Raw genomic sequence first — 15,832 nt, forward strand, 5'->3', positions numbered from 1 at the left:
ACCGCAGGGGTGACACCGGATTACTTGCGCTTCATCGACAGGAAGAACTCGTCGTTGGTCTTGAAGTCCTTCAGCTTGTCGATGACAAACTCGGTCGCTGACGTGTCTTCCATCGGATCCAGCAGCTTGCGCAGGATCCACATGCGCTGCAGTTCCTCTTCCGAGGTCAGCAGGTCCTCGCGACGTGTGCCGGAACGGCGGATGTTGATCGCCGGGAATACACGCTTCTCGGCCACCTTGCGGTCCAGGTGTACTTCGGAGTTACCCGTACCCTTGAACTCCTCGAAGATTACTTCGTCCATCTTGGAGCCGGTGTCGACCAGCGCCGTAGCGATGATGGTCAGGCTGCCGCCCTCTTCGATGTTACGTGCTGCACCGAAGAAACGCTTGGGACGTTCCAGCGCATGCGCGTCCACACCACCGGTCAGTACCTTGCCGGATGACGGGATCACGGTGTTGTAGGCACGAGCCAGACGAGTGATGGAGTCGAGCAGGATAACCACATCCTTCTTGTGCTCGGTCAAACGCTTGGCCTTCTCCAGCACCATTTCCGCAACCTGCACGTGACGTGAGGGCGGCTCATCGAAGGTCGAGGCAACCACTTCGCCGCGCACGGTGCGCTGCATTTCGGTTACTTCCTCGGGACGCTCGTCGATCAGCAGCACGATCAGGTAACACTCGGGGTTGTTACGGGTGATGCTGTTGGCGATGTTCTGCAGCATCAGCGTCTTACCCGCTTTCGGCGGAGACACGATCAGTGCGCGCTGGCCTTTGCCCATCGGGCAGACCAGGTCAATCACACGAGCGGTCAAATCCTCGGTACTGCCGTTACCGATCTCCATGCGCAGACGTTCCTGCGCAAACAGCGGTGTCAGGTTCTCGAACAGGATTTTGCTCTTCGCATTTTCCGGACGGTCATAGTTGATCTCATTGACCTTCAGCAGCGCGAAGTAACGCTCGCCATCCTTCGGCGGACGAATCTTACCGGCAATGGTGTCACCGGTACGCAGATTGAAGCGACGGATCTGACTGGGCGATACATAGATGTCGTCAGGGCCGGCCAGGTAGGAAGAATCGGCAGAGCGCAGAAAGCCGAAGCCATCCTGCAGTATTTCCAGTACGCCGTTGCCGTAGATGTCCTCACCGCTTTTGGCATGTCGCTTCAAGATCGCGAAGATGACATCCTGCTTGCGGGAGCGGGCCATGTTGTCGAGGCCCATTTCGGTCGCGATTTCCAGAAGTTCCGGAACGCTTTTAAGTTTCAGTTCGGTAAGATTCATAGTTTTCAGGAAGCAGCCACAGCTGGCTGGTTACGGATGGTAACCGGACGGTTAGTCGGAAGAATGTAATAAAGGTTCAGGTACTGCAATTGGAGCCCTGGCAATGGCACGCCGGGCCGATAAGTAAAGCTACTATAAAAGGTAACCTGTGGGCTGTCCAGCACCACAACGAAAAACGCAGCCCTGAGGCTGCGTTTTAACGGTATAGACGCTTAGAGGTTCGCGTCGATGAAGGCGGCCAGCTGAGATTTGGACAGCGCGCCTACTTTGGTCGCTTCAACGTTACCACCCTTGAACAGCATCAGCGTGGGGATACCACGGATACCGAATTTGGGCGGAGTTTCGTTGTTCTCGTCAATGTTCAACTTGCAGACCTTGAGCTTGCCATCGTATTCCTTGGCAATCTCTTCCAGCACCGGGGCGATCATCTTGCAGGGTCCGCACCACTCGGCCCAGTAGTCTACCAGTACGGCGCCATCAGCCTTGAGCACGTCATCCTCGAAAGAGGCATCAGTTACGTTGACGATATTTTCACTCATGAATAGATTCTCCAGTGCACCAGGTGCGTTAGAAACAGTGGTCGATGATAACACCTGCTACGAATGACTGACAAATTCGGTCCTTTTTTGTTCATTCAAGAGAGCCTTGTCATGAAAAAAGGTAGCGCCGGACCGGCTATTACCGGTATTTTTTAGGGTCATATCGCGTTTGCCCGAGATTGAGGATACCGCTTGATGCATGCTCAGGATCCATCCGCCGTTCCCGCTGCCGAAGCGCCACTGCTGGCCGCCATCGACCTGGGATCGAACAGTTTTCACATCATTGTCTCACGTCTGTTCGCCGGCGAACTGACGACGCTGGATGTGCTTTCGGACAAGGTACAGCTGGCCGCCGGGCTGGATGAGGAAGACAACCTGACCGAAGAAGCAATCGAGCGCGGCATCGACTGCCTCAGCCGTTTCGCCCAGCGGGTACAGGCCCTGCCGCGCCAATCGATTCGTGTAGTCGGCACCAATGCACTGCGCCAGGCGCAGAATCGGGATCAGTTTATTGAGCGTGCCGAAGCACTTCTGGGTACCCGGGTAGAAGTGATCGCCGGGCGCGAAGAAGCCCGTTTGATCTATCTCGGCGTGGCACACACGCAAGCGGATGATACCGGGCGCCGCCTGGTCATCGATATCGGTGGCGGCAGTACCGAATTCATTATCGGCGAACGCTTCGAGCCCCGTGTCTGCGAAAGCCTGCATATGGGCTGTGTCAGCTACACCGACCAGTTTTTTGCCGATGGCCAGATTACCGCCAGCGCCATGCATAAGGCCCGCACCGCTGCCATGCAGGAACTGCTGTCCATCCGACGTGATTACCGCCGCCTGGGCTGGAACAGCAGCGTAGGTGCTTCGGGCACCGTCAAGGCAGCGCGTCAGGCCTGCCTGTCGCTGGGTTTCAGCACCGAATTCATTACCCGCGACGCGCTGAAGCAACTCTGTGATTACCTGATTCAGCAGGGCCACAGCGACAAACTGGATATAGAAGGCATCAAACCGGAACGCCGTGCCGTCTTGCCAGCAGGTGTGGCCATCCTCAGCGCCATTTTCGAGTCGCTGGACGTGGAGGCCATGAGCTTCTCCGACGGCGCTCTGCGTGAAGGCGTCCTCTATGACATGGCGGGTCGGCTGCGTCACGAAGATGTGCGTGAGCGTACCATTAACGCGCTGGCCAAGCGCTACCATGTGGACCGCAAACAGGCGTCTCGGGTGGAAGCGACCGCCTTGATCGCACTGGCACAGGTCAAGGATGCCTGGCAGCTCAAAAGCAGCGATTATCAGGAGATGCTGAGCTGGGCAGCGCGCAGTCACGAAATAGGCCTGGCCGTTGCCCACAGCCAATTCCACAAGCACAGTGCCTACCTGCTGCAACACTCGGACCTGCCCGGCTTTACCCAGCAGGAACAGCAGCTGTTGGCGTTTCTGGTGCGCGGCCACCGCCGCAAGTTCGCCAAGGAAGAGTACCGCCAGCTGCCCGTCGGCCTGCGCGAACCCTATCGCTACCTGTGCCTGCTGCTGCGCCTGTCCGTGATCATGCACCGCAGCCGCAGCACAGCGCGCCTGCCCGCCTTTGAACTGAAAGTGGATGGCAGCAAAATCGAACTGAGCTTCCCCGACGGCTGGCTCGATCACCACCCGCTGACGCGGGCCGACCTGGAGCAGGAAGCCACCTACCTGCGCAATATCGACTTCAAACTGAAACTCAGCTGATGCCCAGTGCACTGATACGCAGCTGTCGCGAAATTCTCGCGGACAGCTGGAAGGTCATTGTCACCCTGTTTCGCATCATGGTCCCCGCCATTCTGGTGGTCAAAGTCCTGACCGAACTGGGCGCGGCCCAGATACTGGGGCAGGTGTTTGCACCCGTGATGGGCTGGATGGGCCTGCCACCTGAAGCCGGCTTGATCTGGGCCAGCGCCATGCTGACCAACATCTACACCGGTGTGGTGATCTTTTTTTCCACTACCGGCACCGATGGCTGGACGCTGGCCCAGGTCACCATTCTCGGCACCCTGCTGCTGAGTGCCCATAACCTGCCGGTGGAGCTGCGAGTGGCCCAGAAAGCCGGCTGCCGACTGTGGCCCCAGCTGCTGATGCGTGTTGGCGGTGGCCTTTTGTTCGGTGTCATTCTGCACCACAGCTATCAGCTCAGTGGCAGCCTGCAGATGGTGGAGCCGGTCCCCTGGACGCTCAGCGCCGAGCAGGATGACTCGCTCAGCTGGAGCCTGTCCCAGCTGGAAATGCTGGCCTGGACGGCATTGGTGATCGTATTACTGCTCACCTCCCTGCGCATACTGCGCCTGATCGGCGTAGAGCGCCTGCTGGAATGGCTACTGCGCCCATTGCTGAAGCTGATCGGCATCGCGCCCTCAGCGCTGTCGATCACCTTGATCGGCATGACGCTGGGACTGGCCTATGGCGGCGGGTTATTGATTCGGGAAGCGGAACGGGGCGATATAGAACCGGCTGACATCTTCTGTTCCATCAGTCTGCTGGGCCTGTGTCACAGCCTGATTGAGGATACCCTGCTGGTTATGCTGATCGGCGCCGACCTGAGCGGTATTCTCTGGGCCCGCATTGTCTTTGCCCTGGTGATCATCGGGCTGCTCAGCCGTCTGATGCGCCGCATGTCGAGCCAGCGCTGGCTGGTACGTTCGGTCGCTCAACCCTGAACCGCTGAAATGAATCTCTGATCAGCCTTCACCAGAACCACAAACAAAAACGCCCTGCATCAGCAGGGCGTTTTCAGATCAGGAGCTAAGGCCGAAATCAGATTTTCGGGCCAGCCGCCAGGATCTCTTCAGATACACCGTCGAACTTGGTGAAGTTGGTGACGAACTGCTTCGCCAGATCAGCCGCAGCTGCATCATAGGCAGTCTTGTCAGCCCAGGTTTCACGCGGGTTCAGCAGCTTGCCGTCAACGCCCGGTACTTCAGTCGGTACCGCCAGGTTGATGCCATCCAGCTGTTCAGTGTTGCAGTCTTTCAGCGCACCGCTCTGGATGGCGCTGATAATGGCACGCGTAGTCGGAATGCTGAAACGCTCGCCAGTACCGTAAGAACCACCGGTCCAGCCGGTGTTAACCAGGTAGACACGAGAGCCGTATTCTTCGATACGCTTCATCAGCAGCTCGGCATAGACGTGTGCCGGACGCGGGAAGAAAGGTGCGCCGAAGCAGGTGGAGAAAGTGGACTTGATGCCACCACCGGAACCCATTTCGGTAGAACCGACCAGCGCGGTGTAACCGGACAGGAAGTGGTATGCAGCCGCTTCTTTGCTCAATACGGATACCGGCGGCAGTACACCGGTCAAGTCGCATGTCAGGAAGACGATGGAATCCGGCTCGTCACCCATGTTGGTGGCAGAGCGCTTCTCAACGTGATCCAGCGGGTAGGCACAACGGCCGTTCTCGGTCAGAGAAGTGTCGTTGTAGTCCGCCTTGCGCTTGTCATCCAGAGTAACGTTCTCGACGATAGCGCCGAAACGGATCGCATCCCAGATGATCGGCTCGTTCTTCTTGCTCAGGTTGATGGTCTTGGCATAGCAACCACCTTCCAGGTTGAAGACAACGCCCTTGCCCCAGCCGTGCTCGTCGTCACCGATCAAGTAACGCTCAGGGTCAGCAGACAGGGTGGTCTTGCCGGTACCGGACAGACCAAAGAACAGAGTGGTGGAACCGTCTTCGCCAATGTTGGCGGAGCAGTGCATCGGCAGCACGTCTTTTTCCGGCAGCAGGAAGTTCTGCACGGAGAACATGGCCTTCTTCATTTCACCGGCGTAACGCATGCCGGCGATCAGCACCTTACGCTTGGCAAAGTTGAGGATGACGCAGCCATCGGAGTTGGTGCCATCACGCTCAGGCTCACACTGGAAGCCGGCAGCGTTGATGATCTGCCACTCTTCCTTACCCTTGGGGTTGTACTCGTGCGGACGGATAAACAGGTTCTGACCAAAGAGGTTCTGCCACGCTGTCTCGGTGGTCATGTTCACCGCGAGGTAGTGGTTATGATCGGAACCCACGTGTACATTGGATACGTAATGTTCTTTGTCCGCCAGATATTCTTCTACACGCGCCCAGAGGGCATCAAACTTGTCGGCATCGAACGGACGGTTGATGTTGCCCCAATCGATGGCGTCAGCCGTGCTCGGCTCTTCCACGATGAAGCGGTCCATCGGCGAGCGGCCAGTGCGCTGCCCGGTGGTGACAACCAGTGCTCCGGTGTCGGCCAGGACACCTTCGTTACGCGAGATCGCATTCTCAACCAGCTCGGCCGGGGTCAGATTCACGTGTACGCTATTGACGGTTTCTTTGGTCATTACTGGATTCCCTTGGCTGTTCGCCAAACTATTACCTGAAAGCAAAAAGGCACCTGCGTTCGGGTTAACGCAGTTCGGGTCAATTTTGGGGGCATATTATTGCACAAAACGGGCCGAAATGGGACCGTTCGGCCCCACCGCAGTCAAAATAGGAATTATTCGCAAGCTGCAACTATCTAAGCTGCTGATTCCTCAATGCATACGACCTTCCTGGTCCAGATATCCGGGCTCGCTGAACAGGGCACGAATATCGGTTTCATCAAAATGATATTGCTGATTACAGAACTGGCAGCCCACATCAATCAGGCCATTCTGCTCTTCCAGAATAGCCAGCAGTTCGTCTTCGGTCATGAACTTCAGCGCCTCGGCACTGCGCTCACGGGAACAGTCACATTGGAACACCAATGGCTGAGGTTCATACAGACGGCAGGTTTCCTCGTGGAACAGGCGGAACAGCAGGGCTTCGTTATCCAGGTTCAGCAGCTCGTCATCGCTGAGTGTGGATGCCAGCATGCTGACACGAGACCAGTCTTCGTCACCGGTTTCCTCTGCCGGCAGAACCTGCAACATCAGGCCAGCAGCACGGGTGCCATCCGCGGTCAACTGGATAGATGTACCCAGCTGCTCGGACTGTTCAAAATAGGCCTGCAGGCAGCCCGCCAGAGTGTCTTCTTCCAGCGGCACCACGCCCTGATAACGCTGTCCCTGTTCAGGCTCGATAGTCAGTGCAATGCGCCCTTTTTCCAGCAGCTCGTTAAATGCCAGCGACTCGTCCACTTCGCCTTCATAGCGCGCGATGGCACGCAGGTGCTGATGGTGATTACACTCGGCCATCAGCAGCGATACATTACCTTCACCCTGCGCCTGCAATAACAAACGGCCTTCAAACTTGAGTGTGATACTGAGCAGACTGACTGCAGCCAGCATTTCACCCAGCAGTCGCTGCAGGACCGGTGGATAATCATGACGGGCCAGCACTTCCTGGTAGCTGGCGTCCAGGCCGGCGACTACGCCGCGGACGTCGATCTGTTCAAAAAGGATGCGCTGAATCTGGTCGGGGTTGCTCATGCAGGTTTCCACAGGTGTTGTGCCTGGCCGGATTGCCAGGGTTTTACTGAAAAGGGTATTGCTTAAAATCTATACGCCTATTTTATCTGAACAGAGCTTTGTCTGAACAGGGCCCGATAATCCAGCCCTGACAGCAACCGGTTAGTCCCAGCTGCCCTTGATGCGTAACAGTTCACGACGACTTTTCTTGTTGGGTCGATGATCAGGTGCACTACCCTGAGTCTTGCGCGCGAGGGCGCGTTCTTCACGGGCGCGCTGACTGTCTTCGGTTTCACGATACAGCAGCTGGGCCTCACTGGCGCCCTTGCGTTGATCGGACAGCGCCAGCACTTCGACGGTCTTTTCCTCAAACCCCTGACGTACACGGATCAGGGCGCCCAGTTCTACCGCCTTGCTGCACTTGGTACGCTGCCCGTCATAGTGCACCTTGCCACCTTCGATCATCTGTTTCGCCAGTGCGCGGGTCTTGTAGAAGCGCGCCGCCCAGAGCCATTTGTCCAGACGCACACTTTTACCGTCCTGTTCTTTCTGTGCCTGCTTGTGTCCATGGCTCATAGGGCTGCAATGACCTCACTGAAATCGTTGGTGGCCGGATATTCATCAATCTGGCGCTCGGGCTGGGTAGAGTCCGGCTGGGTGATCGACAACAGATGTGCAATACCGTAACGCCGCGCCGAGGCCAATACCGCCAGGCTGTCATCCACCAGCAGCGTGCGGGCCGGATCAAAGGGCTCCACTTCCTGCAGCGCCTGCCAGAACGCCTGCTCTTCCTTGGGGTAGCCGAAGTCATGGGAACAAATCACCAGATCCACATGGGTATCAATGGCTGTTACCTCCACCTTGAGCGCCAGACTGTCACGGTGGGCATTGGTGGCGATAAGGGTACGGCGACCACTGGCTCTCAAGGCATGCAAAAATGCCTTGGCGCCCGGACGAAAACCGATGCGATCCATGATTTCACGCTTCAGGAGGGCGATGGGCAGGTTGAGCTGCTCGGTCCAGAAGTCCAGACAGTACCAACTCAAGGCACCCTGCTCCTGACGCAGACGTTCATGAAGCCAGGCCCGTGCAGGCTCAAGTTCAAGGCCATGGTGCTGGGCATAACGCTCGGGCAACAGCTCCAGCCAGAAGTGGGAATCGAAGTGAAGATCAAGCAGGGTACCGTCCATATCCAGCAGGACGGTATCTATGGCTTGCCAATCAAGCATATTCAGTGAACACTCTGAGGGCTAACAACAGTTTCCGGATATATCAGTATGACCGCCAAGCCCGAAATTTTGAAGCTGTCCAAAGTCGCCAACAGCCGGCTGTTTTACATTGAAGCCATGGAGTTGCGTTTCAGCAACGGCGTTGAACGCCAGTATGAGCGCCTGCGGACAGGCCGCCAGGGTGCCGTCATGATCGTGGCTATCAACGACCGTGACGAGGTTCTGCTGATCCGCGAATATGCGGCCGGACTGGAAGAATATGTACTGACCCTGCCCAAAGGGTTGATCGATCCGGGCGAAGACGCCGCCACCGCAGCCAATCGCGAGCTGCAGGAGGAAGCCGGCTTCGGTGCGCGTGAAGTCTCCCATGTGCGCCAGCTGACCGCCGCGCCCAACTACATGGGACATCGTCTTGAAGTCATGCTGGCCCGCGACCTCTACCCCAGCAAGCTGGAGGGCGACGAGCCCGAACCACTGGAAGTCATACCCTGGCCACTCAGCCAGTTGCCGGAACTGTTCGAGCGCGAAGAGTTTTCCGAGGGCCGGGCCATCGCCGCCCTGTGTCTGGTGCAACAGCGTCTGGCCAAAGCAGACTGACCCTTGTTTTTTGCGTGTTTGCCCATATGAACTGTTTATCAGGTGATCTGATATACCGTTTCGATTGCACCTGATGCCCGCACAAACTGTGTCATGATAATGCCGAACATCGGTGCTATTATCGGGTCACCATGGAGGCACGCCTCCATACACAACAATCAGTTTTATGCTGAACCTGTCAGATATATAGGGGATTACTATGAGCTTCGAACTGCCGGCACTGCCGTACGCTATTGATGCACTGGAACCGCACATCTCCCAGGAAACCCTGGAATACCACCACGGCAAGCACCACAACACCTACGTTGTGAAGCTGAACGGTCTGGTACCGGGCACCGAGTTTGAAGGCAAGTCTCTGGAAGAGATCATCAAAACGGCTCCGGCTGGTGGCGTATTCAACAACGCTGCTCAGGTTTGGAACCACACCTTCTACTGGCATTGTCTGTCTCCGAACGGCGGCGGTGCTCCGACCGGCGAAATCGCTGATGCGATCGCGGTTAAATGGGGTTCTTTCGAGAAATTCCAGGAAGCGTTCAACGACAAGGCCGTGAACAACTTCGGTTCCAGCTGGACCTGGCTGGTGAAGAATGCCGACGGCACCCTGGACATCGTCAACACCAGCAACGCTGGCACGCCGATGACCGAAGGCCAGACTGCTCTGCTGACTGTCGACCTGTGGGAACACGCTTACTACATCGACTACCGCAACGTTCGTCCGGAATACCTGAAGAACTTCTGGGCGCTGGTCAACTGGGACTTCGTCAACGAAAACTACAGCGCCTGATAGCGTTGTCGTGATCTTCAAAAGGCGCCTGCGGGCGCCTTTTGTGTTTATAATCGAGACATTTCCGTCGGCAAGGACAGCCTCAGAATGCTCACTCCCACCACCCGCAAAGCGCTATTGTTCTGGCTTATGCTGGGCGTCATTACCAGCAGCTTGATCCTGCGACTGGATTACGCCAGCATCAGTCAGCACCGCGAGGGACTGGTACGGACGCTGGAGCAGAACCTGCAAAAGGGCCTGGCCCATGAAGCAGCAGTGCTGCAACATGCTGCCCACCTGGCCGACCGTTACCGACCACTGCCCTTTCACCTGCAGGATCACCTGCATGCTCTGTTAAGCCTGTCCACGACCGTACAGCAGCTGTACTTGATGCAGCGGGTAGAAGAACCGGATGTGGACGCCTTTCTGAAACAGATGCGGCGGCGCCAACCCGGCTACCAGCTCCAGGGCCTCAGCCCCATGACGCTCCCCCCGGTCAGCCCTGACAGCGGCAATCCGGTGCATAATCCGGTGACCCTGGCCCTGTCCGAAGGCGAGGCTCCAGCGCCCTGGCAACCCGGCACCGATCCTGGCCTGAGCCCGGCGCACAGAGCCGCAGTCATGAGCGCCCCCTATGCCAATACACCCCGCTACTCCCAAGTGTATCGCCTGCAACAGGGCGGACCCGCCGTCAGCCTGTATGTACCGGTGGGCAATAGCACCGATCTGCTGGGCCTTACCACTTCCCTGTCGGATTTGCTCGATACTCAGGATCTGCCGGCTGGCAGTGCCCTGAGCCTGGTTGCCGGCGATAAAACCTTTCCCATACTGACCTCGACACCGGATGTCACACCACTGTTTTACCTGCCGCAGCCCTTTTCACTGCAACTGGATGGGCAGACATGGCAGCTTGCCTATGATTACCCGGTGTTCTGGCATCAACTGAGTTGGGGACCACAGCTATTGGCACTGGTGCTGAACACGCTGGGCAGCCTGCTGTTTCTGGCCTGGCTGCGTCAACGCGATGCCACCACCAGTTGCCGCCTGGAAAGCCAGCAGGTACATCAGCTGCAGCAACACCTGCAACAACACAGCCAGGCCCTGCAGGAGCAGCTCAACGAGAACCAGCTGCTGACCCATCGTATTCTGGATATTCAGGAACGCGAACGGCGTCACCTGGCGCAGGAACTGCATGATGAGCTGGGCCAATGCCTGACCGCCATCCGCACCGATGCCCGTATGCTGCTGCAGGACCACCCTGACCCCGACAGCAGCGAGCACCAGCATGCCGAGAACATCGACAGCATTGCCGGCCATATCTACGACGTTACCTACGACCTGATGCACGCCCTGCGCCCCACTCTGCTGGACGACCTGGGTCTGGTTGATGCCTTACGCGAACTGGTCGGTGGCGGGCAGCTGGAGCGACAGGGTATCAGTGTGGATTTGGCCCTCAAGGGGGCACTCAATGAGATGGGTGAACGCTACAACATTACCCTCTACCGCCTGATTCAGGAGGCACTGACCAATATTCAGCGTCATGCCCAGTGCCGACAGGTCACCCTGCGCCTGGAACGGCTGGATGTCGATACGCTCGATGATCGTGTAGAACTGGAGGTCAGTGATAACGGTCAGGGGTTCAATCCTGCCGACCAGCGTCATAACCGCCGCTTTGGTCTACTCGGCATGCAGGCGCGGGTGCGCGCCCTGCACGGCGAATTTGATCTGCACAGCCAGCCGGGTGAAGGCACCCGGATCAGTATCAGGATTCCTCTGGTTGCAGCAGAGGTGCGAGGTGAGGCCAGACCGTCTGCAACAGAATCGGTTGTGCCGCCGCGGTTGGATGCAAACCGTCAGCCTGCATGAACTGAGGCTTGAGCGCGACTCTTTCCAGCAGGAAGGGCACGAGCGGCAGCTGATACTCCTGTGCCAGATCGGTGTAAATGGAATAGAACCTTTGCGTATATTGCGGTCCATAGTTGGGTGGGATTCGTATACCGACCAGCATGACCTCTGCACCTGACTGGCGGCTCAATTCCACCAGCTGACGCAGGTTCTGCTCCATAACGCTCAAAGGCGTTCCGCGCAGACCATCGTTGGCACCCAGCTCCAGCACCACCAGATCAGGCTGGTAGTCAGAGAGCAGCCTTGGCAGGCGCTGCAGGCCTCCGCTGCTGGTTTCACCACTGATGCTGGCGTTGATAACACGGTTTGCCCACTGACGCTGTTTGAGCTCCTGCTCCAGCAGATGAACCCAGCCCTGCTCGGCCGGGATACCGTAGGCGGCCGACAGACTGTCCCCCAATACCAGCAGGGTTTTCGCCTGCAGGGGAGACACCCACATCAGCAACATGAACAGAATGGAAATCAGGGATCGCATGTCACACCTCAACCAGGAAAAGCCGCTTATTGAGGCCCAAGATGTCGCAAAAAGTTTCAGGACACAAGCCGGATCAGTGCAGCTGTTCCAGGATTTGGTGCTGGAAATTCAACGGGGCGAGAGTCTGGCTATCATCGGCCGCTCCGGCGCCGGCAAATCCACTCTGCTAAGTCTGCTGGCCGGGCTGGACACACCCACCGAGGGCCGCATTCTGTTCGACGGCCAGCCGCTGGATACGCTGGACGATGCCGCCCGCGCAGAGCTGCGCCTGCAGCAGATCAGTTTTATTTTCCAGTCCTTTCACCTGCTGCCCGAGCTGGATGCGCTGGACAACGTACGCCTGCCACTTGAGATCCAGGGCCGCGCCGATGCCGACGCCCAGGCGCGCCATTGGCTGGAACAGGTTGGCCTCGGCGCACGCCTGGATCACTACCCGGCGCAGCTGTCCGGCGGTGAACAACAGCGTGTCGCTATCGCCCGTGCCTTTGCCACCGAGCCCAAGATACTGTTCGCCGATGAGCCCACCGGCAATCTGGATGACGACACCGGACATCAGATCATCGAACAGCTGTTCCGCCTCAACGCAGATGTGGGCACAACCCTGGTACTGATTACCCATGACACCGACCTGGCGGCCCGCTGCCAGCGCCGCCTGCACCTGCATAACGGGCGTCTGGAGGAGGTCAGCGCATGAGCCTGTTGACCCGCCTGGCAGGACGCCAGCTCCTGTCACAGCTGCGCACCACCGAATGGCGTGCCCTGCTGCTGGCCAGCTGGATCGCCATCGCCCTGACAACGCTATTGGCGGTGCTTGGCGACCGCCTGGAGCGCGGTCTGTTGCGTGAGAGCGCAGCCCTTTTGGGGGCTGATCTGGTCTTGAGCAGCAGTCGTCCCATCGCGACCGACCGTCTGCAGGGTCTGCCGCTGGATGGGCTGGAGCAGACCCAGGTAATTCAGTTCCCCAGTATGGTGGGACAGGGCGACAACCTGATGCTGGTGTCTGTGCGCGCCTTGCAGGCCCCCTACCCGCTGCGCGGTGAGCTGACAACCGCTCCTGCCGGCTCCGGCATTCCGGCACCGGGTGAAGTCTGGGCCGAGGCGCGCGTACTGACCCAGCTGGAGATGAGCCTGGGCGATACGCTGGAATTCGGCTATCAACCTCTCAAACTGAGCCGTGAACTGCTCGGCTCACCCGACCGTGGTACCGGCTTCCGCAGTTTCAGCCCCCATATTCTGGTCAATGCCGAGGACCTTGAAGCCAGTGGCGTACTGGCACCGGGCAGCCGCGCCAACTACCGTATTCTCTTTGCCGGCCCCGCCGAAGCGATAAGCGCCCTGAACACCGCCCTGCAGCCGACACTGGCGGATTACGAGCGCGTGCATGCCCTGAGCAAGGACCAGCCGCTCACCGGCAACGCACTGGGCAACGCTCTCAGCTACCTCAAGCTCAGTGCGTTGATTGCATTGCTGCTGTCAGCACTGACCATTGTGCTGGCCCTGCGCCGTTTCAGTCTGGGCCAACACACGCGCAGCGCCCTGCTGTTAAACCTGGGTCTGCGACCAGGCCAGTTGATTCGAGTGTATCTGTACCAATTGCTGCTGGCCTGGTTGCTCACCGCAACGGCCGGGGTACTCACCGGCTTTGTGCTCGAGCTGGCGGTTTATCAATGGCTGGCCGAACTGCTGCCGCAAGCCCTGCCGGCAGCACACTGGTTGCGCTGGTTCAGCGGTGCCGCACTGGGTCTGGCCCTGCTGGTCCTGCTGGGACTGCCGCCGATTCTGCAGCTGGCCCGTATTCCGGTCGCCCATCTGCTGCGCGGTGATGCCCCACCGCGTGATCGCACCGCTCTGATACTGCAGGCCACTTCGCTTCTGCTGCTGGCGGCCACGCTGCTGGCCTTTCTGGAAGCGCCGCTGGCGGCACTGGGCCTGCTACTGTTCCTGCTGCTGGGGGGAGCCCTGTTCGGCTGGGTGGCCCAGGCGGGATTACAATTCTGCGCGCGTCCGCTGGCCAAGCGCCTGCTGCTGGGACGCCTCCTGCTGATGCGCCTGCGCCAGCAACGCCAATGGCACCGCCTGCAGGCGGCGGTCGTGGTGATGCTGCTGACCCTGCTCAGTGTGGTCTGGATCAGTCGTTCCGACCTGATCGAACAGTGGCAGGCGCAGTTCCCGCAGGACACGCCCAACTACTTCCTGATCAACATTCAGCCTTGGCAAAAAGAGGGTGTGGACGAATTCTTTGCCGGACGTCAGCTGGAAACCGAGCTGTACCCGATGATTCGCGGTCGCCTGACCGAGCTGAATGCTGAGCCGATCAAGCCACAGCTCACTCCTGAACAGCAGGACCACAATACTCTCAGACGCGAGCTCAACCTGAGCTGGATGGCTGAACGCCCTGAGCATAACCCGCTGGTCGCCGGCGAGTGGTGGCAGCCGGGTGACACCGGTGCCATTTCCATCGAACAGGAGATGGCGCAGGAGCTGGGTCTGGAACTGGGCGATACGCTGGGATTCGATGTTGGCGGCGTGCGGGTTGAAGGCGAGATTCGCAACATCCGCGAAGTAGTCTGGACCTCGTTCCGTCCCAACTTCTACATCATCTTCAACCCGGAAGCGCTGCAAAATGCACCGGCCACCTGGATTACCAGTTTCCACCTGGAGCCGGAGCAGCGGGCGGTCAGTCGTGAGTTGCTGCAACAGTTCCCTTCCCTGACCCTGATCGACATCGACCAGGTGCTGAACCAGCTGGCGGGCTGGCTGCAACGCCTGGGCGACAGTTCGGCGCTGATCCTGGCCTTGAGTCTGGGCTGCGGTCTGATGCTGCTGGGGGTTACCCTGCTACAGGCACTGGAACAGCGACGCTTTGAAAGCGCGCTACTGCAGACACTAGGGGTCACTGCCGATCAGGCGCGACGGCTGGATTTGCTGGAGTTCCTGTTGATCGGTCTGGTCTGCGGCGTGCTGGCCAGCGCTGGTGCTGAAGCCGTGCTGGCCATGCTGCACCAGTGGCTGCTGCAGATACCGCCTCGCCTGCATCTGGGGCTCTGGCTCAGCTTGCCGCCACTGGCTGCACTGATCTTCCTGCTGATTGGCTGGATGATCCGTCGACCGCTGAAACTGGAGCATTGCTACCGTCTATTGCGGGCAGGCTGAAAGCACTTGGGAGTTAATCCTTTTTCCCTACAAAAACAATGCCAATACCTGGCTATAAAAGCGCCAGCGTATTGGCTATAATCGCCGACCTTGATTTTGATCAACAATTAAACATTTCAAGTGAGGGTAGACGATGGCTGACCACGACGAAAACTTCCGCGATCCTGCAGGCTACGGCTGGATTTTCATCAATATCCTGGCGCTGCTGTGGATCACCATGCCGGTCAGCATCGCTCTGACCAAAGTGGTGCAGTGGTAAACACACCACTGGCGGGCTGATGTCACGTCGCTCCTCAAGACAGCTGAACTGACACGCCGCACAGGCCTTAGCGTACTTACATGGCTCTGCCTGCAACGCCGAGGCCTGACACCCTCCTCAGCGACACTCTCCCAGGCCCGGACCGGGCTAAGCAAAATACAGACGTTCTGAAGCTATCCATTTCGGCGCCAAACCGAGAGGAGACAGGGGGACATTCGGGCCGAATACGCGCAATACAAAGCCCGAAAGAAGACACCCCCGC

General features: G+C 58.5%; 15 protein-coding genes. 8 read left to right on the forward strand and 7 right to left on the reverse strand.

Going from position 1 to position 15,832, the window contains the following annotated elements; all coding sequences use genetic code 11:
• Positions 1–20: 20 nt before the first annotated feature.
• Entirely contained in the window at positions 21–1,280 is a 1,260-nt protein-coding gene (gene rho / locus O3C79_RS01025) for a transcription termination factor Rho (RefSeq protein ID WP_494384479.1), read from the reverse strand.
• Positions 1,281–1,492: 212 nt separating this feature from the next.
• The gene (gene trxA / locus O3C79_RS01030) at positions 1,493–1,819 is read right to left on the reverse strand and encodes a thioredoxin TrxA (protein ID WP_010321553.1); all 327 of its coding nucleotides are present in this window, start codon (positions 1,817–1,819) and stop codon (positions 1,493–1,495) included.
• 195 nt (positions 1,820–2,014) lie between these two features.
• Between trxA and ppx the strand changes: the two genes are divergently transcribed.
• Both ppx and O3C79_RS01040 read left to right on the forward strand, forming a co-directional pair.
• A complete protein-coding gene (ppx, locus tag O3C79_RS01035; RefSeq protein WP_494384480.1) occupies positions 2,015–3,535 on the forward strand; it encodes an exopolyphosphatase in 1,521 nt (506 codons plus the stop codon).
• Positions 3,535–4,497, forward strand: coding sequence for a hypothetical protein (locus tag O3C79_RS01040; protein WP_494384481.1), 963 nt, complete (start codon positions 3,535–3,537; stop codon positions 4,495–4,497). Before ppx ends, O3C79_RS01040 begins: the two co-directional genes overlap by 1 nt.
• Before the next feature lie 97 nt (positions 4,498–4,594).
• Here the strand turns inward: O3C79_RS01040 and O3C79_RS01045 are convergent, their stop codons facing one another.
• The 4 genes from O3C79_RS01045 to yrfG all read right to left on the reverse strand — a co-directional run bounded on the left by O3C79_RS01045 (position 4,595) and on the right by yrfG (position 8,418).
• Positions 4,595–6,142, reverse strand: coding sequence for a phosphoenolpyruvate carboxykinase (locus tag O3C79_RS01045; protein WP_494384482.1), 1,548 nt, complete (start codon positions 6,140–6,142; stop codon positions 4,595–4,597).
• Positions 6,143–6,334: 192 nt separating this feature from the next.
• The gene (gene hslO, locus O3C79_RS01050; RefSeq protein WP_494384483.1) at positions 6,335–7,210 is read right to left on the reverse strand and encodes an Hsp33 family molecular chaperone HslO; all 876 of its coding nucleotides are present in this window, start codon (positions 7,208–7,210) and stop codon (positions 6,335–6,337) included.
• Between the two features lie 141 nt (positions 7,211–7,351).
• On the reverse strand, positions 7,352–7,765 hold the full coding sequence (hslR, locus tag O3C79_RS01055) for a ribosome-associated heat shock protein Hsp15 (RefSeq protein ID WP_494384484.1): 414 nt from the start codon (positions 7,763–7,765) through the stop codon (positions 7,352–7,354).
• Positions 7,762–8,418, reverse strand: a complete 657-nt coding sequence (gene yrfG, locus O3C79_RS01060; protein WP_417534819.1) for a GMP/IMP nucleotidase — start codon at positions 8,416–8,418, stop codon at positions 7,762–7,764. The genes hslR and yrfG overlap by 4 nt, the downstream gene beginning before the upstream one ends.
• 48 nt (positions 8,419–8,466) lie before the next feature.
• On the opposite strand from yrfG, the gene nudE reads away from it, so the two are divergent.
• The 3 genes from nudE (at position 8,467) to O3C79_RS01075 (ending at position 11,644) form a co-directional block, all read left to right on the forward strand.
• Positions 8,467–9,015, forward strand: coding sequence for an ADP compounds hydrolase NudE (gene nudE, locus O3C79_RS01065; RefSeq protein ID WP_010321546.1), 549 nt, complete (start codon positions 8,467–8,469; stop codon positions 9,013–9,015).
• A 199-nt stretch (positions 9,016–9,214) separates the two neighbouring features.
• Positions 9,215–9,799, forward strand: a complete 585-nt coding sequence (locus O3C79_RS01070) for a superoxide dismutase (RefSeq protein ID WP_494384485.1) — start codon at positions 9,215–9,217, stop codon at positions 9,797–9,799.
• A gap of 87 nt (positions 9,800–9,886) precedes the next feature.
• A complete protein-coding gene (locus O3C79_RS01075; protein WP_494384486.1) occupies positions 9,887–11,644 on the forward strand; it encodes an ATP-binding protein in 1,758 nt (585 codons plus the stop codon).
• Here the strand turns inward: O3C79_RS01075 and O3C79_RS01080 are convergent.
• On the reverse strand, positions 11,541–12,158 hold the full coding sequence (locus O3C79_RS01080; protein ID WP_417534822.1) for an arylesterase: 618 nt from the start codon (positions 12,156–12,158) through the stop codon (positions 11,541–11,543). The genes O3C79_RS01075 and O3C79_RS01080 overlap by 104 nt on opposite strands.
• A gap of 76 nt (positions 12,159–12,234) precedes the next feature.
• Here O3C79_RS01080 and O3C79_RS01085 point away from each other — a divergent pair, with 76 nt between their 5' ends.
• The 3 genes from O3C79_RS01085 (at position 12,235) to O3C79_RS01095 (ending at position 15,570) form a co-directional block, all read left to right on the forward strand.
• Entirely contained in the window at positions 12,235–12,852 is a 618-nt protein-coding gene (locus tag O3C79_RS01085) for an ABC transporter ATP-binding protein (RefSeq protein ID WP_494384487.1), read from the forward strand.
• A complete protein-coding gene (locus O3C79_RS01090) occupies positions 12,849–15,311 on the forward strand; it encodes an ABC transporter permease (protein ID WP_494384488.1) in 2,463 nt (820 codons plus the stop codon). Before O3C79_RS01085 ends, O3C79_RS01090 begins: the two co-directional genes overlap by 4 nt.
• 133 nt (positions 15,312–15,444) lie before the next feature.
• A complete protein-coding gene (locus O3C79_RS01095; protein ID WP_272941689.1) occupies positions 15,445–15,570 on the forward strand; it encodes a hypothetical protein in 126 nt (41 codons plus the stop codon).
• Positions 15,571–15,832: the final 262 nt, after the last annotated feature.

The sequence above is a fragment of the Marinobacterium sp. NO-S09 genome (genome assembly GCF_059179545.1).

Bases quoted from the DNA above. Each gene is read 5' to 3' on its own strand.
- rho (WP_494384479.1), bottom strand. From the start codon at position 1,280: ATGAATCTTACCGAACTGAAACTTAAAAGCGTTCCGGAACTTCTGGAA.
- trxA (WP_010321553.1), bottom strand. From the start codon at position 1,819: ATGAGTGAAAATATCGTCAACGTAACTGATGCCTCTTTCGAGGATGAC.
- ppx (WP_494384480.1), top strand. From the start codon at position 2,015: ATGCATGCTCAGGATCCATCCGCCGTTCCCGCTGCCGAAGCGCCACTG.
- O3C79_RS01040 (WP_494384481.1), top strand. From the start codon at position 3,535: ATGCCCAGTGCACTGATACGCAGCTGTCGCGAAATTCTCGCGGACAGC.
- O3C79_RS01045 (WP_494384482.1), bottom strand. From the start codon at position 6,142: ATGACCAAAGAAACCGTCAATAGCGTACACGTGAATCTGACCCCGGCC.
- hslO (WP_494384483.1), bottom strand. From the start codon at position 7,210: ATGAGCAACCCCGACCAGATTCAGCGCATCCTTTTTGAACAGATCGAC.
- hslR (WP_494384484.1), bottom strand. From the start codon at position 7,765: ATGAGCCATGGACACAAGCAGGCACAGAAAGAACAGGACGGTAAAAGT.
- yrfG (WP_417534819.1), bottom strand. From the start codon at position 8,418: ATGCTTGATTGGCAAGCCATAGATACCGTCCTGCTGGATATGGACGGT.
- nudE (WP_010321546.1), top strand. From the start codon at position 8,467: ATGACCGCCAAGCCCGAAATTTTGAAGCTGTCCAAAGTCGCCAACAGC.
- O3C79_RS01070 (WP_494384485.1), top strand. From the start codon at position 9,215: ATGAGCTTCGAACTGCCGGCACTGCCGTACGCTATTGATGCACTGGAA.
- O3C79_RS01075 (WP_494384486.1), top strand. From the start codon at position 9,887: ATGCTCACTCCCACCACCCGCAAAGCGCTATTGTTCTGGCTTATGCTG.
- O3C79_RS01080 (WP_417534822.1), bottom strand. From the start codon at position 12,158: ATGCGATCCCTGATTTCCATTCTGTTCATGTTGCTGATGTGGGTGTCT.
- O3C79_RS01090 (WP_494384488.1), top strand. From the start codon at position 12,849: ATGAGCCTGTTGACCCGCCTGGCAGGACGCCAGCTCCTGTCACAGCTG.
- O3C79_RS01095 (WP_272941689.1), top strand. From the start codon at position 15,445: ATGGCTGACCACGACGAAAACTTCCGCGATCCTGCAGGCTACGGCTGG.